Origin of the sequence: Streptomyces sp. CA2R106 (assembly GCF_037034245.1) — a bacterium.
Taxonomy (GTDB): Bacteria; Actinomycetota; Actinomycetes; order Streptomycetales; family Streptomycetaceae; genus Actinacidiphila.
On record NZ_JBAGKC010000042.1, the window covers coordinates 1 to 18,747 of the forward strand.

Here is an 18,747-nt window from a genome sequence, read left to right on the forward strand (position 1 = left end):
AAGCCCGGTGCACTGCGATGAGACCCGGTAGCACTCGACGTCGCCGTCGATGCGCCAGCCGTTGGAGTTGTCCTTCCACACGGCGGCGTTCTTGACGTCCAGGGAGTTGGACAGCTGGAAGTGGATGGTGCGGCCGGACTGGTTCAGGGCGGTGGACCGGTGCCGCGCTGAACACCGCCGGCTACGGCGGCCACGGCGAGCTCCCCGTGGTCGGGGAACTACACGATCGGCGCCAACACCTGGGCCACCGCCCAGGTCACCCAGTTCACCCAGCCCGGCTGGAAGTTCATCGACTCCGCGTCCGGCTACCTCGGCGGCTCGGAGTCCAACGGCAGCTACGTCACGATCAGGTCCAACACCTCCTCGGACTACTCCACCATCCTGGAGACGACGACCTCCGACTCCACCCAGACCGCGAACTTCACCGTCAAGGGCGGCCTGTCCACCGGCACCGTCCACGTGTGGGCCACCAAGGTCGACTCGCCCAGCGACGCCACGTCGTTCCTCCACACCCAGGACATCACCCCCAGCAACGGGACGTACTCGCTGACGATGCAGCCCGGCTACGTCTACACCGTCAGCACACTGAACACCGCGGGCAAGGGTACCGCGACCGCGCCCGCCGCCCACGCCCTCGCCCTGCCCTACAGCGACAACTTCGACGCCGATGCCAGCGGCACCGAGGCGACGTACCTGTCCGACATGCAAGGCTCCTTCGAGGTCCAGCCCTGCACCGGCCGGTCGGGGCAGTGCGTGCAGCAGATGGCGCCGGTCAAGCCGATCGAGTGGCAGGACGACTCCGACTCCTACGCGCTGATCGGTGACACCGGCTGGTCGAACTACACGGTCAGCTCCGACGTGCTGCTGCGCAGCGCCGGCACCACCGAACTGCTCGGCCGCGCCAACACCCAGCTGCGCCCGCAGTCGCACATGAACGCCTACTACTTCCGGATCAGGGACACCGGGCAGTGGTGGATCGAGAAGATGTACACCGACGGCTCCAACCACACCCTGGCCACCGGCACCACCACCGCGCTGGGCACCGGCACCTGGCACCACCTGGCCTTCACCTTCCAGGGCTCGACCATCAGCGCCGAGGTCGACGGCAGGCAGGTCGGCTCGGTCACCGACACCTCGTTCCAGTCCGGGCAGGCCGGCCTCGGAATCCAGGGCTACCGCACCGACCAGTTCGACAACCTGTCCATCACCCCGGGTTCCGGTAGCGCGGGCGGCACCGCGACCGGTCAGGTCAGCTCCGCGGCGAACACCTCCAAGTGCCTGGACGACTACCAGGCATCCAGCACCGCGGGTGCGATCGCGGATGTCTGGGACTGCAACGGCTCGTCCGCCCAGCAGTGGACCGTGGGCAACAGCGCGGTCACCATCAACGGCCTGTGCCTCGACGTGGTCGGTGCCGGCACCGCCAACGGCACCCAACTGGAGATCTGGGACTGCAACGGCGGCGCCAACCAGAAGTGGAACATCCCCACCGCATCCTGACACCGATGTGAGCGGCCCCCGGCAGATCCTCCGGGCCGAGGCCGCGAGGTGCCCCGAGGCCGGGGTGGTCGACGCGGACCACCCCGGCCCCTCGGCAGGCCGAAGAGCCGCCACGGCGGTAGCCGGTGTCCCCGGACCCGCCCTCGGCGAAGAGCCCGCGGTCTACTGGGGGGCGCGGTCGTTGAGGATCTTCTGGAAGATCACGTGGTCGCGCCACTCGCCGTCGATGTGCAGGAACTCAGGCGCCGTACCGATCCGGGTGAAGCCGCACTTCGCCAGCACGCGCTGCGAGGCGAGATTGTCCACCAGCGTGCCCGCCTCGACCCGGTGCAGGCCCAGGAGTTCGTCGGCCGCGCGGCATGCCTCCCGCACCACCGCCGTCGCCAGTCCGCGCCCTGCGCGCCCGGCATCCACCCAGTACCCGAGATTCGCACTGCGGAAGGGCCCGAGCGACACGTTGGACAACGCCGTCCACCCGACCACCTCGTCCCCGGCCGCCAGTACCCACGCGACGAAGCGCCCTGCCTCCCGCTCCTCCAACTGGCCGCTCACGCGTTCCGCCTGCCCCTGCTCGGTGAAGAAGCCGTCGCTCCGACGAGGCTCCCACGGACGCAGGTGATCGCGATTGCGCACATACGCCCGGCACAGCGCACGCGCATCCCCTGCCTCAAGAGGACGCATAACGACATCATCAATGGCAAGAGACGGCATATCGATCATGGCGCCATGGTAGATGTCCGTCCGGACGCCCCGGACCGCGGGGGCGGCGATCACCGCGGTCCGGGACGTGCCGACGTGCGGTACCGGCCGAGGCGGAACGGCTTCGGCGGCTGTCCGGCTCCGCGTAGGCTGGCGGTGGACCGTTCATGTGGGCCGGCGTTCTTGGGGGTTGGGCGCGTGGAGATCACTGAGTTCACCGATCAGGTCGGCCCGGCGATCGACGCCGCGCTGGCCGCGTACGGCACGGCGGTGCTGACCCGCGCCGAGGAGGCGGCGGTCGGTGCCACCGCGAATCTGGGGCGGCGGGTGCTCGCCCGGATCTGGCGGCGTGGCGCGCCGCGGGCCCAGGTGGTGCTGGAGGACGCCGTGCAGAACGCGGCGGAGCACCCGTCCGACGACGACGCGGCGCAGGTGCTGCGAGCGCAGATCCGGCGGGCCCTGGCCGGGGATGCCGAGTTGCTCGACGAACTGGCCGCGCTCCTGCCGGCGACGCCCGCCGGGCCGAACCGTGTCGATGCCTCGGGTGCGCGCGCGGTCGCGGCGGGCGGTGACATCGGAACGGCGGTCACCGGCGACAACAACACGGTGGGCCGGTGAGCGACCCGCGCCCGTCCAGAGGGCTGCGGTCGGTGATCGCCTCGGGTGAACGGTCCATCGCGGTCGGCGGCGACCTCGGCATGGCGATCACGGGCGACGGAAACGTGGTCCTGACCCCCGAGGCGCTGAACTCCGCCGCCACCGTCCTGCCGCCGCGCGGCTCGGGGAACCTTCCGGCACCGTCCTCCGACCTGTTCCTGGGCCGGGAGGCCGAACTCCTGCGGCTGCGGCAGGAGTTGGAATCCGCGGGGCCCATGGGGCCGCCGGCGGTGGCCGTCCACGGGCTGGGCGGCGTCGGCAAGAGCGCGCTGGCGCTCCACTACGCCCACACCCACCGGACCTCCTACCGCCTCGTCTGGTGGATCGACGCGTCCTCACCCGAACGCATCGACGCCGCGCTCGCCGACCTCGCCGGGTTCCTGGTGCCGTACTGGGCCGGGACCGCGTCCGCCGCGCAGCGCACCGCCTGGGCGACCTCCTGGCTCCAGCACCATCCGGGGTGGCTGCTGGTCCACGACAACGTCGAGAATCCGGCGGACCTGCGCCGCCACCTCGGCGCTCTGCCCGACGGCCACCATCTGGCCACCAGCCGCCGTGCCACGGGCTGGCGCCACCTCGCGCGCACCGTCCCGGTGGAGGTGCTGTCCGAGCAGGCGGCCGTCGACCTCCTGTGCCGGCGTGCGTGGGACGGGCCGGCGCCCACGCCGTCGGACCGCGAGCAGGCGGTGGCGCTCGCCGGCACCCTCGGGTTCCTGCCGCTGGCCCTGGAACAGGCGGGTGCGTATCTGGCCGAGACCCGGGCCGACATCGCGACCTACCGCCAGTACCTCGGTGACCTGCTGGCCGAACCGGCCGAGGACATCGCTCCGCAGCGGACGGTCGGCCGGATCTGGGCCGTCACGCTCGACACCCTCACCGAGCGGGACCCCCTCGCCGTCAGAATCCTGGCAGCCCTGGCCTGGCTGGACCCCGACGGATGCCCCCGCGCCCTCTTCCACCACCTCGCACCGCGCGTCACCGAGGTGGACCGGGCCCTGGGACGGCTCCACGCCTACAGCATGGTCACGCTGAGCGCGGAGGCGGTCGGCGTCCACCGCCTGGTCCAAGCCGTCCTGCGTACGCCCCCACCGGGCCACCCCGCCGATCGCCCGCTGCCAGGACGAGCGGACGCCGAGCAGGCCGTCGCGCACGCGGTCTTCCCCGAAGGGCGGCATCAGGAGACCGTCGACGAGGACAGGTTGGCAGCCCTCGTACCGCAGGTCCTGGCCCTCACCGCCACCGCCCGGCTCGGCCCGGTCTCGGACGACTTCTGGGGAGCGGCCCTCGCCACCTCGGCCCACCTCCTGGACGAGGGCCAACGGGCCCGGGCACTCCCGCTGCTCGAGGCGATGGCCGACCAGAGCGAACGGGAGGACGGCCCCGAGGAGCCGGACACCCTGACCCTGCGCAACCTGCTCGCGCTGTCCTTCATGGACGCCGGCGACCTCCGGCGCGCGCTCCCGCTGCTGGAGGAGACGCTGGCGCTGCGCCTGCGGGTCCTCGGCCCCGACCACGCGGACACCATGGCGAGCCACATGAACCTGGCCCTCGCCCGGGCGGAGGCGGGAGACCTCCGGCAGGCGGTCCCCGCCTACGAGGAGGCCCTGGCCGCCATGGAACGGGCGCTCGGCAGGGACGACGCAGTCACCCTGATGTGCCGCAACCACCTCGCCGACGCCTACTCCGCCGCAGGAACGCCGAGCCGGGCGGTCGCCCTGCACGAGACCAACCTCGCGCTCTCCAAGGCCGCCCTCGGAGCGGACCATCCGTTCACCCTCACCTTCGGCAGCAACCTCGCCTGCGCTCTCGACGCGATGGACGCGCCCGATCGCGCGCTCCCGATCCACCGGGCAACGCTGGGCCGCCGCAGGCGCGTACTCGGCGCCGAGCACCCCGACACCAACGCGAGCCGCAACAACCTGGCGGTCTCCTACCTCCGGACCGGGCGGATCGGTCAGGCGGTCGCGCTCTTCGAGACCGCCCTCGAGCAGAACCTGCGGGTGCTCGGCGCCGAGCACCCGGAGACCGTCAAGTCCCGCAGCAACCTGGCCGGCGCGTATGCCGAGGCGGGCGACGCCGACCGGGCGGTCCCCATGCTCGAGACCGCCCTCGAGCAGTACCGGCGGCTGCTGGGCGCCGAGCACCCGGAGACGATCAGATGCCGTGCCCAACTGGCCGATGTGGCGCGGAAGACCGGTGACCTGGGCCGGTCGGTCCAGCTCTGGGAGGAAGTCGTCGACCGGCTGGAACGGGTCCGCGGAAAGGACCACCCCGACACGCTCACCTGTCGCAGCAACCTCGCCCTCGCGGTCGACGACGCGGGCGACGTCGAGCGGGCCGTCGCACTGCACCGGGATGCTCTCGTCAGCGCCGAACGGACCCTGGGCGCGGAGCACCGCGACACGCTCAGCATCCGCGGCAACCTGGCCTCCGCCCTGGTGGCCGCGGGCGACGTCGAGGCCGCGGCCGGGCTCCTCGAGGTCTGTGTCGACCAGCGACGGACCATGCTCGGGGACGAGCATCCCGACACCGTGCTGGGACGCCACCTCCTCGCCTACGCCTACGCCGAGATGGGCGATCTCGACCGCGCGGTCCCGCTGTACCAGGTCGCCGCAGTGCAGCACGTCAAGGTCCTGGGGGCGGAGCACCCCGAGACCCTCAAGTGCCAAAGCCACCTCGCCGGCGCGTACTCCGCGGCCGGCCGCCACCAGGAGGCGCTCGACCTGTACGAGGCCACCCTGTCCGGCTACCAGTCGGCGTTCGGGGCGGACCACGAGGCGACCATGACCTGCCGCAACAACTTCGCGGTCGCCAGCGGTGCCGCCGGCCACCACGACCTGTCGGTCGCGCTCCACGAGGCCAACCTCGCCCATCTCGAACGCGTCCTCGGGCGCGGGCACCCCGACACCGAGCACAGCCGCCGCAACCTCGCGGCCGCCCGCAAGGACGCCGCGGGGCCCGGTCTCCGCAGGTGGCGCCTGCCCTTCCGCCCCTGACGCCCCCGGGCGACACGGTTGCGCGACCCGCGGTCGCGGGGCGCGCCGGCGGGGGTCAGGGACGGACGACGGGCGTCCCGGACAACTCCACGCCCGCCGCGCGCAGTTCGGCCAGCGCCTGGTGGGTGGTGTCGGCGGCCACGCCCGCGGTGTAGTCGAGCAGGACCCGTACGGCGAAGCCCTCCCGGGCGCCGTCGAGCGCTGTCGCGCGCACGCAGTGGTCGGTGGCGATGCCCACGACGTCGAGGTCCGAGACCCCGCGGCGGCGCAGCCAGTCCGCCAGCGCCTCGCCGTCCGCGGTCGCGCCCTCGAAACCGCTCTTCGAGGCGGAGTGGGCGCCCTTGTAGAAGACCTCGCTGACGGCCGGCGAGGCCGCGGCCGGAGCGAAGTCCGGGTGGAACTCCCCGCCCTCGCTCCCGACCACGCAGTGGACCGGAAAGGAGTCCCGGAAGTCGGGGTGGTCGGAGAAGTGGCCGCCGGGATCGATGTGGTGGTCCCGCGTGGCCACGACATGCGCGTACTCCTCGCGGGCCGGGCCGCTCACCAGCTCCCCGATCGCGCGGGCCCGGTCGGCCCCGCCCGCGACCGGCACGGACCCTCCCTCGCAGAAGTCCTTCTGTACATCGACGACGACCAGCGCCCTGGACACGGGCTCTCCTCATCTCTCGGGGACGGGCGGCGTGTGGCGGCCGGCGGCCTGTCGTGGCCGCCGGCCCGGGGTCAGGACTGGAACAAGGCGCTCTGGCCGAACTCGGAGACCTCCGTCTGGCCCGGCGCCACGACGGAAACCACGGGCCCGCTGCAGTCGCGCTCGGCGAACACGAACGCGGGCGCGGTGGTGTCGTTCTTGACGACGAAGGGCCAGGTCTTGGCGTTGACGCAGCCGGACTGGGCCTGCTGGACCGCGGGGACCGAGCCGGGTACGGCGGCGGCCGCCGCGGTCCCGGCACCGGCCAGAACCGCCAGCCCGGTGCCGAGGGCGGCACCCAGCAGCGCGAGGGAACGACGCATGACTCCTCCTGTCGCAGATCACGTACCGAGGTCATATGCATCATCGCCGCGCACTTCGCCCACCCACGGCGCAACGCGCACCAATTCACCGTGATGGGGCTGACGTTGTACCGCGTTGACCGCCATACGCGCCGGGCCCGGCGGCACTGGGGTGCCGCCGGGCCCGGGTGGGGAGTCAGATCATCGGACCGCTCAGGAGGTGCCCGCCGCGGCGCCGGCCGCGATGAGCTTGCGGTTGATGTCCCGCACCGGCCCTGGCTCGACCTTGACGACCGCGCGGTCGTACGTGATCAGCCCGTTCAACTCGCCCTCGACATCGCTGAGTTGCGTGAACACCGAACCGGACAGGTTGCCGGCGGCGGCCGACAGCAGCTGGCTGGTGTTGTCGACGTAGTCCTGCGTCAGCTCCGCGATGGTGGAGGCGTCGCCCCCGTAGTTCTGGCCGCCGGCGACGCCCAGGATGTGGCCGGGGATGTTGAGCGAGTACCCGCCGTGCTCGCCGTCGACGGCGGCCCGGGTCGCGTCCGGGGACGGGAACGCCGGACCGTGGTAGACGTGGTAGTCGATCAGGTCGCCCTTGCCCGAGTCGCCCTGCGAGGCGCAGCAGTTGACGCCGGACGCGGCGTCGACCAGCCGGCTCGGGTCCTGCTGCTTGATCGAGTCGGCCAGATCGCCGGTGGCCTGGCTGGACTGCTCGCCCCACCCCTCGTTGATCATCGTCCAGACCACGATCGACGGGTCGTTGAGGTGCTGGTCCACGATCTCGTGGGCCTGGTCGTTGAACGCCTGGTCACTGGCCTGGCTCGCGCCGGGCCCCACGTTGCGGCTGGGCATATCCTGCCAGACCATCAGGCCGAGCTTGTCCGCCCAGTAGTACCAGCGCGCCGGCTCGACCTTGATGTGCTTGCGCACCGTGTTGAAGCCGAGCTGCTTGTCCAGCAGCAGATCGGACTTCAGGGCCTCGTCGGTCGGCGCGGTGTAGATGCCGTCGGGCCAGAAGCCCTGGTCCAGGTTGGCCAGCAGGTAGGTCGGCTTGCCGTTCAGCTCGACCTTGTTCACCCCGCCGACCTTCGCCACGGACACCGACCGCATCCCGAAGTACGAGCCCACCGAGTCCGACGAGCGGCCGTCGGTCAGCGAGACCTTGAGGTTGTACAGGTACGGGTGGTCCGGGCTCCACAGCTCCGGGTGCGGCACGTGCAGCGTCAGCTTCCGGCCCACCACGCCGGTGACCGTGCCCACCGGCTTGCTGCCCGCGAACGCGGTGGCGTTCACCAGGGACCAGGCCGGCGTGGTCGCCGACGGGCGCACGGTGACGGACAGCGTGTCGTTCGACAGGTTCGGCGTCAGCACCAGCGAGTCGATGCTCGCCTGGGCCACCGGCTCCATCCAGACGGTCTGCCAGATGCCGGACGACGGGGTGTACCAGATGCCGCTGGGGTCGCTCGACTGCTTGCCGGTCGGCGTGTTCGGGTCGATGGTGTCCTTGACCTTCAACGTCAGGGTCTGCGTCCCGCGGCCGGCCAGCGCGTCGGTGACGTCGGCGGTGAACGCCTCGTAGCCGCCGACGTGGTGGGCGACCTGCTTGCCGTTGACGTAGACCCACGCCTCGTAGTCCACCGCGCCGAAGTTGAGGTTCAGCCGGTTGCCCGAGCCGACCCGCCAGTTCTGCGGAACGGTGAACGTGCGCTGGTACAGCGACCAGTCGTGGTGCTCGGCGACGCCGGACAGCGGCGCCTCCATCGGATACGGCACCAGGATCGACCCGCTCAGCTTGCCCTTCGGCAGCGCGGCGTCCTCGGCGGTGCCCTGGAACTGCCAGGTCCCGTTGAGGTTCTGCCACTTGTCCCGGGTCAGCTGCGGCCGGGGGTAGTCCGGCAGCGCGTTCTTCGGGCTGACGTCCTTGGCCCACTTGGTGGCGAAGTACCAGGTGGAGTTGTTGGTCGCCAGGCCCGAGAAGAGCGGGACGGGGCCGGCGGCGGTGGTCAGGCCGCCCTGCCCGTCGTAGCTGATCCGCACGTCCGACTTCAGCGAGGCGGGGATGTCGGACGTGCCCGCGGTGAGCAGCAGCTGCGTCCGGTCAGCGGGGTTGACAACGATGTCGGGCGTCCACCGACTGCTGCCGGCGATGACCGCCAGGTGCTTGCCGATGTCCGTCGGCAGCGAGGTGACCGCGCCCGGCAGCTGCACGGTCGCGGACTTCCCCGAGGAGGTGACCGCGGCGTCGACGGTGGGCGCGGTGAAGCCCTCCGGCAGGCGCAGCGCGGAGTCCGGGATCGCCTGGCGGCTGATGCCGGGGCCGGACCACTCGGTGGTGATGTAGGCGCCGCCGTTGCCCTGGTTGTAGTCGAAGGCCAGGGTGTGCAGGCCGGCGGTGAGCGTGATCGGCTCGGACTGGGTCTGGACGTCCCAGTCGGTGGTCCAGTGGTCGATGACGCTCGCGCCGTCGAGCGACATCCGGAAGCCGTTGTCGCCCTTGATGTAGAAGGTGTACGAGCCGCCGGCCGGGACGTCGAGCTGGCCCGTCCAGTGCGCGGCGACGTTCAGGGTGGAGCCCGCGTAGTCGCGCAGGGTGGGCAGCAGGTCGGGGACGTTGAGGGAGTTCTCGACGCCGGTGCTGCTGTACTGCGCGAAGTCCAGCGACGTGGCGTCGGAGCTGAGGTAGTAGTCCGCGCGCAGGCCCTGGGGGGTGTCTGCGGCGGACGACGGGCTCGCGCTGCCGGTGGCGGCGCCGGCGGCGGTGGCGCCGGCAGCGGTCGGGACGAGCAGTGCCGCGCCGAGCAGGAGCGGCACCAGGGCGGCAAGTCGGCGTCGGTTCGGTGAGCGGAATCTGCCTGATCTCACTGCGGATACACCTCTCCGTGGGAGAAGTCGGCGTTCGGAGAACGCCGGAGGGATTTGCGCTCGCCTTCTTTCCAACGTTGGAAAGAAGGCCGAGAAGAATGAAAGCAGGGCGGTGGGAACGGCGTCTACCCCTGTGCAATGGCTGTGCAAAGTCGTATTGGTGCCGATTTGCTGCGGTGCTCCACCGCTCGTCGCGGGAGAACGCGGCACGAATTCGGGGCAGTTGTCGGCCTTGCCGAATGTGGCGGTGTTTTGTCCGTCGGCGGGGGGAAGGTCGGCGAAGGCGGGGTTTTGCGCACGGCGGCCGCGGCCCGGACTTGGCCGCGGAGGGGGCCGTGGTCAGAGCGGGGAGGCGGGGGTGGTGCGGGGGAGGGACAGGGCGCCGTAGGCGTGGGCTTCGGGGAGGGCGCCGGGGACGATGCGGAGGGTGCCGGCGGGGTCGGGGTCGGTGAAGGGGGCGATGCGGGTGGCCAGTCCGCGGGTGAACGCCTCGTGGCCGGCGCGCAGTTCCGGGTCGATGACCAGGACGTCCGGGTTGAGCATGGTGATCGTGCTGGCCAGCGGGCGGGCGAGGAGGCGCCCGAGGTCGTCGAGGTAGCGGTTCGCGGTGGCGTCCGGGGCGCGGAGCATGGCGTCGACGTCGGTCCGGGTGAGGGCGCGGCGGTAGAGGGCGCTGAAGGCGGTGGTGAGGTCGGCGCCGAGGGTCTGCGTGGCCAGGCAGCCGCGTTTGCCGCACAGGCAGTAGGGCCCGTCCTCGACGACGGGGATGTGGGCGATCTCCCCGGCGGTGCCCAGGGCCCCGTGGTGGATGCGGCCGCCGATGACGATGCCCGCGCCGAGGCCGTCGCGTACGGACAGGTGGAGGCTGGAGGAGGCGTGGGCCGCGGCGCCGTGGTGTGCTTCGCCGAGGGCGGCGAGGTTGGCGTCGTTGACCAGGTGGACGGTCCGGCCGAGGGTGCGGCTGAGCTGGTCGCGGGGGTCCTCCTGCCGCCAGCGGCGCAGCAGCGCGGCGAGCGGGGCCGGTGCCCCGGGCGGGAGTTGCCGGCCGAAGGGCCGGCCGATCCGGGCCGGGCCGTCTCCCGCGGCGTCGACGGGCAGCGGCAGCGCCAGGACCACGTGCCGTGCGTGCAGGCCCGTGGCGGCCTCGGCTGCACCGAGGACGTCGCGGACCGCCGCGCACCACTCCTGCCAGGGACCGGTCCAGGGGACGTCGAGGGTGCGGTGGGCGGTGGGTCCGTCGGCGGTGACGAGGGTGAAGGCGGTGGGTCCGCGGAACAGGCGCAGCAGCGCGACGCAGGTGGCGGCGCGGGCGAGGCGGTAGGCGGGGGAGGGGCGGCCGCGGACCGGGGCGGGTCCGTCCTCGGGGGGTACGGGGGTCAGCAGTCCGTCGGCGACGAGCTTGCCGAGCAGTGCGGTGACGACGGGACGGGACAGGCCGGTCGCCGCCATGAGGTCGACACGGCGGAGGCGGTCGTGCCCTTCGAAGGCGGCGAGGAGGGCGCGTCCCAGGACGGGGGCGGTGCTTCGGGGGCCGCGGGCCGCTGTCATGGCATGTCCCTGTGCTGGTGCGGTGTGCTCCTGGTGCGCCGCGGGGGGCGTGCTGGGCTCGCGCTCCCGCGGTCGTGGCCGGCCCGGTGCGCCGGGCGGACCCCCACCGTACGGCCGGGCGGTGGGGGGGCGGACCCCCACCGTACGGCCGGGCGCGTGGCCCGGCCCGCCGCGGGGGCGAGGCGTCCCGAACCCCCTGGCCGGGTCCGGGACACCCCGATCGCCGACGGGTCCGGGGGCCGAGCCCCCGGACCCTGCCGCGGTCAGTGCGCCGCGTGGCCGGGGGCGGCCGTGACGCGGATCGTGCGGGCCAGTGCGGTGGTGCGCTCGTCGCCGCCGACGGTGACCTGGCGGGTGCCGGTGGCCAGGGTCCAGCCGGTGGTGTCGCTCCAGTACTGCAACTGCCGCAGCGGGATGTGGACGGTCACGGTCCTGGACTGCCCGGCCTTGAGGGTGACCCGGTCGTAGCCGGCCAGCGCCTTGGGGGCGAACTGGACGCCCTGGGGGCCGTGGTCGGGTGCGCCGAGGTAGACCTGCGCGGCTTCGGTGCCGGCGGTCCGGCCGGTGTTGGTGACGGTGAAGGCGGCGTTCACCCCGCCGTCGGCGGCGCCTGTGGTGCGCAGCGCGGAATAGCGGAAGTCGGTGTAGCTCAGGCCGTAGCCGAAGGGGTACAGCGGCGTCTCGCCGGTGGCGTCGAAGTGGCGGTAGCCGATGTCGACGCCTTCGGAGTAGGTGGTCGTGCCGTTCACCCCGGCGCTGGAGCGCTCCGGGTGGGAGGCGTCGTGGGCGACTTCCTGGTCGAGGGACTTCGGCCAGGTGAAGGGGAGCTTGCCGCTGGGATTCACTTCGCCGGTGAGCAGCTGTGCCGCCGCGACGCCGGCCTGGTCGCCGCCGTAGTAGGTGTCCAGGACGGCCTTGACCTTGTTCTCCCACGGCATCGCGACGGGCTGGTTGGCCTGGAGGACGACGACGGTGTTCGGGTTGACGGCGGCGATGTCCTCGACGAGCTGGTCCTGGCCGTCGGGCAGGGCGGTCGACAGGTCGCCGGAGCTGGTGTCCCAGACGAAGACGACCGCGGTCCCGGCCTTCTTCGCCGCTGCCACGGCGGCGTCGTGGTTCGCCTGCTGCTGCTGGGGGGTGACCCAGTTCAGCCGCAGCTGGACGGGCTTGCCGGAGACGTCGGGGGCGGCGGCGATGCTGAGGGTGTGGGTGCCGGCGGTCAGTTGGACCAGGGTGCGGCCGTTGGCGAGGCCGTCGGTGGTGGCGGTGGGGGCGTTGCCGTCGGTGGCGTGGACGACGCCGTAGCGCGGTGCGGTGCTGAAGCCGCCGCCGACGGTGGTGAGGGTCTTGCCGTCGACCACGAGGGTGCCGGTGCCGCCGAGGGACTGGATGTTGAGCCAGTAGCCGCCCGCGGTGGGGGCGGTGAGGGTGCCGGACCAGGTGGCGGTGGTGCCGGCCGGGAGCGCGTTCCCGCCCTTGGTGGTGAAGTCGACGGTGGCGTCGGTGCTGGTGGCGCCGTTCTGCGTGCGGGTCAGGCCGGGCTTTCCGCCGCTGGACAGCGCGGAGGCGGGCACGGGGGTGCCGGTGAGGTCGTCGGCCGCCTGGTAGGAGATGTTCGCGCGCCCGGCGGTCTCGCTCTTCAGCTCGGACAGGGCGCTGGTCTGCTGGTCGACCAGGCCGCCCGCCGCCTCGCCGCCGCTGTTGGTGGCGATGGTCTGCCCGGCGCCGGGGCCGATGAGGGCGAGCGAGGAGAGGTCCTTGCTGTCCAGCGGCATCGCGGAGCCGGTGTTCTTGAGCAGCGTCGCCGAGTCCTGGGCGGTCCGCAGGACGGTCTGCTCGTCGGCCTTGGTGTGCTCGGGGGTGACGTTGTGCTTGGAGGCGCCGGTCAGGAGGCCGAAGCGGTCCATCTCGTACAGGACGCGGCCCGCGGCCTGGGTGACCCGGGACTCCTTGATCTGGCCGGCGGCGATGGCGGCCTTGATCTTGGCGGGGGTGAAGTAGGCGGCTATCTGGGCGCCGGCCGGGCCGCCGTTGCCGGGCATCTCCATGTCCAGGCCGGAGTTGAGGGAGTCCGTGGAGTGGTTGGCACCCCAGTCGGAGGTGACGAAGCCCTTGAAGCCCAGCTCGTCGCGCAGGATTGTGGTGAGGGTGTCGGCGTTGTCGCAGGACTGGGGGCCGTTGAGGGTGTTGTAGGAGCACATCACCGACGACACGCCCGCTTTGACGGCGGCGTCGAAGGGCGCGAGGTAGATCTCGTGGAGGGTTTGCGAGTCGACCTCGACGTTGTTGCCGCCGTCGTAGGCGATGTAGTGCTTGACCTGGGCCATCTCGCCCTGGCTCTGGATGCCGGTGATCTCCGACGCGCCGGTGTTCGCCGTCAGCAGGGGGTCCTCGCCGAAGGTGTTGTAGCCGCGGCTGGAACTGGTGTCGCGGTCCATGTTGACGAACGGCTCCAGCACCGCGTCCTGGCCCAGCGCCTTCGCGTCGGAGCCGATCACCTTGCCGTTGGCCCGGGCGTCGGCGCTGCTGAACGTCGCGGCCACGCCCATGGTGGAGGTCATGCCGGTGGAGTCCTGCCGGGTGATGACCCCGGGCGGGCCGTCGCTCAGGCGCAGCGAGGGGATGCCCAGGCGCGGTACGCCGGTGAGGTAACCGGCCTCGTACTGGTTGGTCGAGGCGGCCTCGGCGCTGCCCTCGATCATGGTGAGCTTCTCGTCGAGCGTCATCTGCGACAGCAGCCGGTCCACCCGCGCGTCGCCGGTCACCCGGGGCGGCTGAGAGGCGGCGGCCACCGTGCCGGTTCCCGCGGTGGCGGCCACGACGGCCGCCGCGACGGCCACGGCACTCATCGTCAGCCTTCTGCGGGAAAAAGCGGAACTCGTCATCGAGTCTCCTCCGAAAGGAATGGGCGCCCTCGCGCGGCGCCCTTCCACGTGTGTTCGACAAATGAAGTCGAGCGGGCCGGCGGACTCCTGCCCGACCGGCCCCACTTGGGCATCTGCAAGCTACAGAGCCGGGAAATGGCCGGTCAATACGCATTCACAGGTCATTCTTTTCGTCCTGACAGGACGAAAATCCCGGGCGGCTTTCGGCTGTCCCGTCAGAGCTTCAATTCGCTGCGCCCGCGCGGGGGGTGGGCGGATTCGGAGCCCGGAGCCGGCCGGGCCGACGGCGCGCAGCGCCGGGGTCCGGCGTGCCGCCTCGGGGCGCGGACTCCTTCGATCCGATTTATATTTCGACGGTCAGACCGGTCCCGGGGGCCACCATGTGCAGTTGCCCGCCCACCACGATCCGCACCGGTGCCCGGTCGGAGTCCGGGACGGTCACGTGCAGCCGGCCGGAGTGGAGGGTCAGCCCCACGCCCCAGTGGCCGTGGTAGTGCACGCAGACACGGAACCGGGACAGCCCCGGCAGCGGCACCGGGTCGACGTGCAGCGCCCCGCCGCGTGGTTCGAGCCCCGTCAGGCAACGCTGGACGAGATCGAGGGTGCCGCCCATCGCACCGAGGTGGATGCCCTCGCCGGTGGTGCCGCCCTGGAGGTCGGCGACATCGCCCAGCAGCGACTGCTGCACATGGCTCCATGCCTCGCGCCGGCCGGATCGCGCCAGCACCCACCCGTGGACCAGCTCGCTCAGCGTCGAGCCGTGGCTCGTCCTGGCCAGGTAGTGGTCCACGGTCGCGGTCCACGTCTCCTGATCGAGCCGGTGGCCCAACCGCCGGAACAGCTCGGACAGTTCGTCCATCGGGAACAGGTAGCCGAGCATCAGCACGTCGGCCTGTTTGGACGCCTGGTAGCGGTTGACGCTGTCCCCCTCGGCCTCCAAGATGCGGTCGAGGCGGCGGATGTCCCCGTAGCGGTCCCGGTAGCCGGCCCAGTCCAGCTCGGCCAGCTCGCCGTAGCCGTCGAACTGACTGACCACGCCCTGGTGGAAGGGCACCCGCAACCGCCGGGAGACGTCCTCCCAGCGCTCCAGCTCCGCCCGGTCCAGCCCGATGCGCTCGAACAGCTCGTCGCGGCGCGGCGTGGGCAGCAGGTCGGCCGTCTCCAGGGCCCGGCACAGCACCCACGCGGCCGTGACGTTCGTGTACGCGTTGTCGTCCACCCCGGGCTCGACCGCGCCCGGATAGGCGTCGTGGTACTCGTCCGGGCCGACGATCCGCTCGATGCGGTAGCGGCCGTACGACGGGTCGAAGCGCGCGGTGTCCGCCCAGAACCGGGCGATCTCGAAGAGCATCTCGGCGCCCTGCCCGTGCAGGAACGCCGCGTCGCCGGTGGCCCGGTAGTACTGCCATATGTTGTACGCCACCGCGGAGTCGACATGGTGCTGGAGCCGGGAGTTGTCCGGCAGCCAGCGTCCGGACCGGGGGTTGAGGTGCAGGCGCTGGGTCTCCTCGCGTCCGTCGCTCCCGCTCTGCCACGGATACATGGCGCCTTTCCGCCCGGCGTCCGCCGCGCTGCGGCAGGCCGCTCCCAGCCGGCGGTACCGGTAGAGCAGGAGCGCGCGGGCGACCTCCGGCAGGTGCAGGCTCAGGAAGGGCAGGACGAACAGCTCGTCCCAGAAGATGTGCCCCCGGTACGCCTCCCCGTGCAGCCCGCGGGCGGGCACACCGACGTCCAGGACCGCGGTGTGCGGGGACAGCGTCTGGAGGATGTGGAAGAGGTGCAGCCGCAGCACGTGACCGGCCCGGCCCGGCGCCTCCAGCGCTGCCCGCTCCCACAGCCGCTTCCACGCGGTGGTGTGGGAGTCGAGGAGCGCCGCGAAGTCCGGGGCCCGCCCGGCGCGGGCGAGCGCCGCGTCCGCCGGGTTGCCGATCGCCGGGTCCCGCGTGGTGTGCAGGGCTACCGTCTTCTCCACGGTGACCGGCCGCCCGGCGCGGACCGGCACGGTCAGCCGCAGCATCGCACGCCCCTCGCCGGCGGCCCGGTCCGCCGCACCCGCCGGTGCGCCCTCCACACGGACGCGGCAGGCCATGGCGACGCCGATGCCCGAGGAGGACGTCCGGCAGCTCAGCGTCACCGTGTCCGGCCCGGGAACGCCCGCCCGCAGGTCGACAAGATGCCGGCCCGCCAGCGCGCGGTACCGCTCGACGCCGTCATTGGCGACGCGTCCGTCCAGGCCCGCCTCGATCTCGACCTCGCCCGCCCAGTCCGCGGTGACCTGCACGCGCTGGGCGGCCAGATGCGGGTCGTGCATGTGGACGATGCGCGTCTCGGTCACCGCGACCTCCCGGCCGTCCGGGCCGCGCAGCCGCATCCGGCGGGTCATGGTGGCCCGGCGCATGTCCACCACCTGCGTGTACGCCGCCACCGCGCACGTGTCGGGGCCGAACCACGGCCCACCTGGCACACGGACCCGCAGCGGCAGCCAGTTCGGCAGGTTGACCATGTCCTCGTTGTCGACCTCGCGGCCCGCCACCTGCGACGAGAGGCGGTTGTAACAGCCCGCCGCATACGTGCCTGGGTAGTGGACGTCGTCCGCGGCCGACTCCGCGGCCGCGCCACGGGTCGCGAAGTAGCCGTTGCCGAGCGTGCACAGCGCCTCACGCAGCCGCTCCCGCGCCGGATCGTAGCCTTCGTAGGCCCAGGTCCACCCGGCCGGCGGGCGGGAGGGCGGGCCGCCGCGGCGCGACCGGCTCACAGCGCCCCGATGCGGCGCCCCGTGACGCGGTCGGGGTGGATACGCACCCACTGCGGGCGGTCGCCGCCGGCCCAGGGCCGGATCAGCTCCTCCTCGGTGAGGTGGCGGGAGCCGGCGGCGCCGACGCGTTCGGCCCGGCCGGTGAGCAGGACGCTCCAGCCCTGGCTGGTCTCGTCGTCGATCCGGTCCACCTCGAACGAGACGACTGTGCCGTCGTCGGGGGCTGCCTCGCCTTCCCGCGCGGTCCGGTAGACGACGGTCTCCGCGTCGACGGCGTAGTTCACCGGGAAGGCGACGGGCGCCGGGTCGGCGGGCAGCACCACGCGGCCCACACCGTGCGGACCCACCCGGTCCCAGCACTCGGTGCCGGTCAGGCGGATGAGCACAGGGCGCTCCCCGGGGCCCGGCTGCCCGGGCGGGATGTCGGTCCGGCCGTCGATCAGGTCCTGGAAGGTCATGCCCAGCGCGGCGGCGACCCGGCGCAGCCCGTCCGGGTCGAAGTCCAGTCCGACCGCGGCCAGTTGGCGCAGGTAGTGCGGCGACATCCGGGCCCGCTTCGCCAGCACCTCGTCGCTGACGCCCAGTTGGCGCTGGCGTTCGGCGATGCGGCGCCGGAGCCGGTCCGGAGCAGGGCCGTGCGCGCCGGAAGCGCTGTGTGCTGCCACGAGCCTTCCTCCTCTCACCGCCCCTGCGGCCCATCGAACTCGCCCGCCGCCAGCGGCGCAGCGGTCCGGTGGTGCCGCCCCGGGGGGCCGGTCGGCCCCCTCCGCAGGGCCGGTCGGCCCTCCGGGGCGGGGGCGGCGGCTCAGGCCGCCTCGGGGATGGCACGCCCGTACGTGGCGAGCGTGACGTCCGCCGGCTCGGGGCCGCCGCGCCGGCCGGTCTCGAGCCCGTCGAGGGCGGCGAGCTGGCCGGCGTCGAGGGAGAAGCCGAAGACGTCGATGTTCTCCGCGATCCGCTCCCGCCGGGTGGACTTCGGGATGACCGAGCGGCCCTGCTGGAGCCCCCAGCGCAGCAGCACCTGGGCCGGGCTCCGGCCGTGCTCCGCGGCGATGCGCGTCACCACCGGGTCCTGGAGGACACTGCGGCGGTCCTCGCCGTAGCCGGGGTAGAACGTGATCCCGCCGATGGGCGACCACGCCTGGTTGACGATGCCGTGCGCGTCGTCGAAGTCCAGCACGGCGCGCTGCTGGAAGTACGGGTGGATCTCCAGCTGGTTCACCGCGGGGACCACCGAGGTCGCCTCGAGCAGCGCGGTCAGGTGCTCGACCATGAAGTTGCTGACGCCGATCGCCCGGACCCGGCCGTCGGCCAGCAGCGTCTCCAGGGCGCGGTAGGCGGCCGTGGTCCGCTCGAAGTCCGACGGCAGGGCCTGGTGCAGGATCAGCAGGTCGATCCGGTCCAGCCCGAGCTTGGCGGCGCTCTTGTCGAAGCCGTGCAGCGTCTCGTCGTAGCCGTAGTCGCTGATCCAGATCTTCGTCTCGACGAACAGCTCCTCGCGCGGCACCCCGGAGTCGCGGAGGGCCTGCCCGACCTCGTTCTCGTTGCCGTAGGCGGCGGCGGTGTCGATGTGGCGGTAGCCGAGGTCGAGCGCGGCGGCGACCGCGGCCCGGGTCTCCTCGGGCGGGGTCTGGAAGACGCCGAGCCCGAGGGCGGGCATCCGGACGCCGTTGTTGAGGGTGAGGTACTCCATCACGCGGTCCTTTCGTCGCGGGCGCCCGGGGTCCGGGGTGGGAGGCGGGGCACGGCGGGGCGGTCTCGGGGCGCGCTCGGTGGTGCCTGCGTGGTGCTCGCGCCGTGCGGGTGCCCCGGACTCCTCCAGCCAACCGCGCACCGGCCCCGGGGCGGGAGT

At 72.6% G+C, this 18,747-nt stretch carries 12 protein-coding genes; 3 read left to right on the forward strand and 9 right to left on the reverse strand.

The annotated features are described in order from the left end of the window. The first annotated feature begins 288 nt into the window (after window positions 1–288). Complete coding sequence (locus WA788_RS33095; protein WP_335983973.1) at window positions 289–1,500, forward strand: ricin-type beta-trefoil lectin domain protein; 1,212 nt, start codon at window positions 289–291, stop codon at window positions 1,498–1,500. Between the two features lie 162 nt (window positions 1,501–1,662). On the opposite strand, the gene WA788_RS33100 is transcribed toward WA788_RS33095, so the two are convergent. After that, window positions 1,663–2,220, reverse strand: a complete 558-nt coding sequence (locus tag WA788_RS33100) for a GNAT family N-acetyltransferase (protein ID WP_335983904.1) — start codon at window positions 2,218–2,220, stop codon at window positions 1,663–1,665. A gap of 177 nt (window positions 2,221–2,397) precedes the next feature. Here WA788_RS33100 and WA788_RS33105 point away from each other — a divergent pair, with 177 nt between their 5' ends. Beyond that, window positions 2,398–2,817 carry a hypothetical protein gene (locus WA788_RS33105; RefSeq protein WP_335983906.1) on the forward strand — a complete coding sequence of 140 codons (420 nt, stop codon included), beginning with the start codon at window positions 2,398–2,400 and terminating at the stop codon, window positions 2,815–2,817. Beyond that, window positions 2,814–5,852 carry a tetratricopeptide repeat protein gene (locus WA788_RS33110; RefSeq protein ID WP_335983908.1) on the forward strand — a complete coding sequence of 1,013 codons (3,039 nt, stop codon included), beginning with the start codon at window positions 2,814–2,816 and terminating at the stop codon, window positions 5,850–5,852. Before WA788_RS33105 ends, WA788_RS33110 begins: the two co-directional genes overlap by 4 nt. A 55-nt stretch (window positions 5,853–5,907) precedes the next feature. On the opposite strand, the gene WA788_RS33115 is transcribed toward WA788_RS33110, so the two are convergent. From WA788_RS33115 to WA788_RS33150, 8 genes are all read right to left on the reverse strand, one after another. Next, window positions 5,908–6,501 carry an isochorismatase family protein gene (locus WA788_RS33115; RefSeq protein WP_335983909.1) on the reverse strand — a complete coding sequence of 198 codons (594 nt, stop codon included), beginning with the start codon at window positions 6,499–6,501 and terminating at the stop codon, window positions 5,908–5,910. A 71-nt stretch (window positions 6,502–6,572) separates the two neighbouring features. Then, entirely contained in the window at window positions 6,573–6,863 is a 291-nt protein-coding gene (locus WA788_RS33120; protein WP_335983911.1) for a hypothetical protein, read from the reverse strand. Window positions 6,864–7,055: 192 nt separating this feature from the next. After that, a complete protein-coding gene (locus WA788_RS33125; RefSeq protein WP_335983913.1) occupies window positions 7,056–9,707 on the reverse strand; it encodes a PA14 domain-containing protein in 2,652 nt (883 codons plus the stop codon). A 339-nt stretch (window positions 9,708–10,046) separates the two neighbouring features. Next, window positions 10,047–11,255 (reverse strand): ROK family transcriptional regulator, encoded by a 1,209-nt coding sequence (locus tag WA788_RS33130; RefSeq protein ID WP_335983915.1) that lies wholly within the window; start codon window positions 11,253–11,255, stop codon window positions 10,047–10,049. 263 nt (window positions 11,256–11,518) lie between these two features. Then, on the reverse strand, window positions 11,519–14,104 hold the full coding sequence (locus tag WA788_RS33135; RefSeq protein ID WP_335983917.1) for a beta-glucosidase family protein: 2,586 nt from the start codon (window positions 14,102–14,104) through the stop codon (window positions 11,519–11,521). A gap of 379 nt (window positions 14,105–14,483) precedes the next feature. Beyond that, on the reverse strand, window positions 14,484–16,895 hold the full coding sequence (locus WA788_RS33140) for a glycoside hydrolase family 65 protein (protein ID WP_335983919.1): 2,412 nt from the start codon (window positions 16,893–16,895) through the stop codon (window positions 14,484–14,486). Then, window positions 16,892–17,560 (reverse strand): pyridoxamine 5'-phosphate oxidase family protein, encoded by a 669-nt coding sequence (locus tag WA788_RS33145; protein ID WP_335983921.1) that lies wholly within the window; start codon window positions 17,558–17,560, stop codon window positions 16,892–16,894. Before WA788_RS33145 ends, WA788_RS33140 begins: the two co-directional genes overlap by 4 nt. A gap of 140 nt (window positions 17,561–17,700) precedes the next feature. After that, entirely contained in the window at window positions 17,701–18,588 is an 888-nt protein-coding gene (locus WA788_RS33150) for an aldo/keto reductase (protein ID WP_335983923.1), read from the reverse strand. Between the last annotated feature and the right edge of the window lie 159 nt (window positions 18,589–18,747).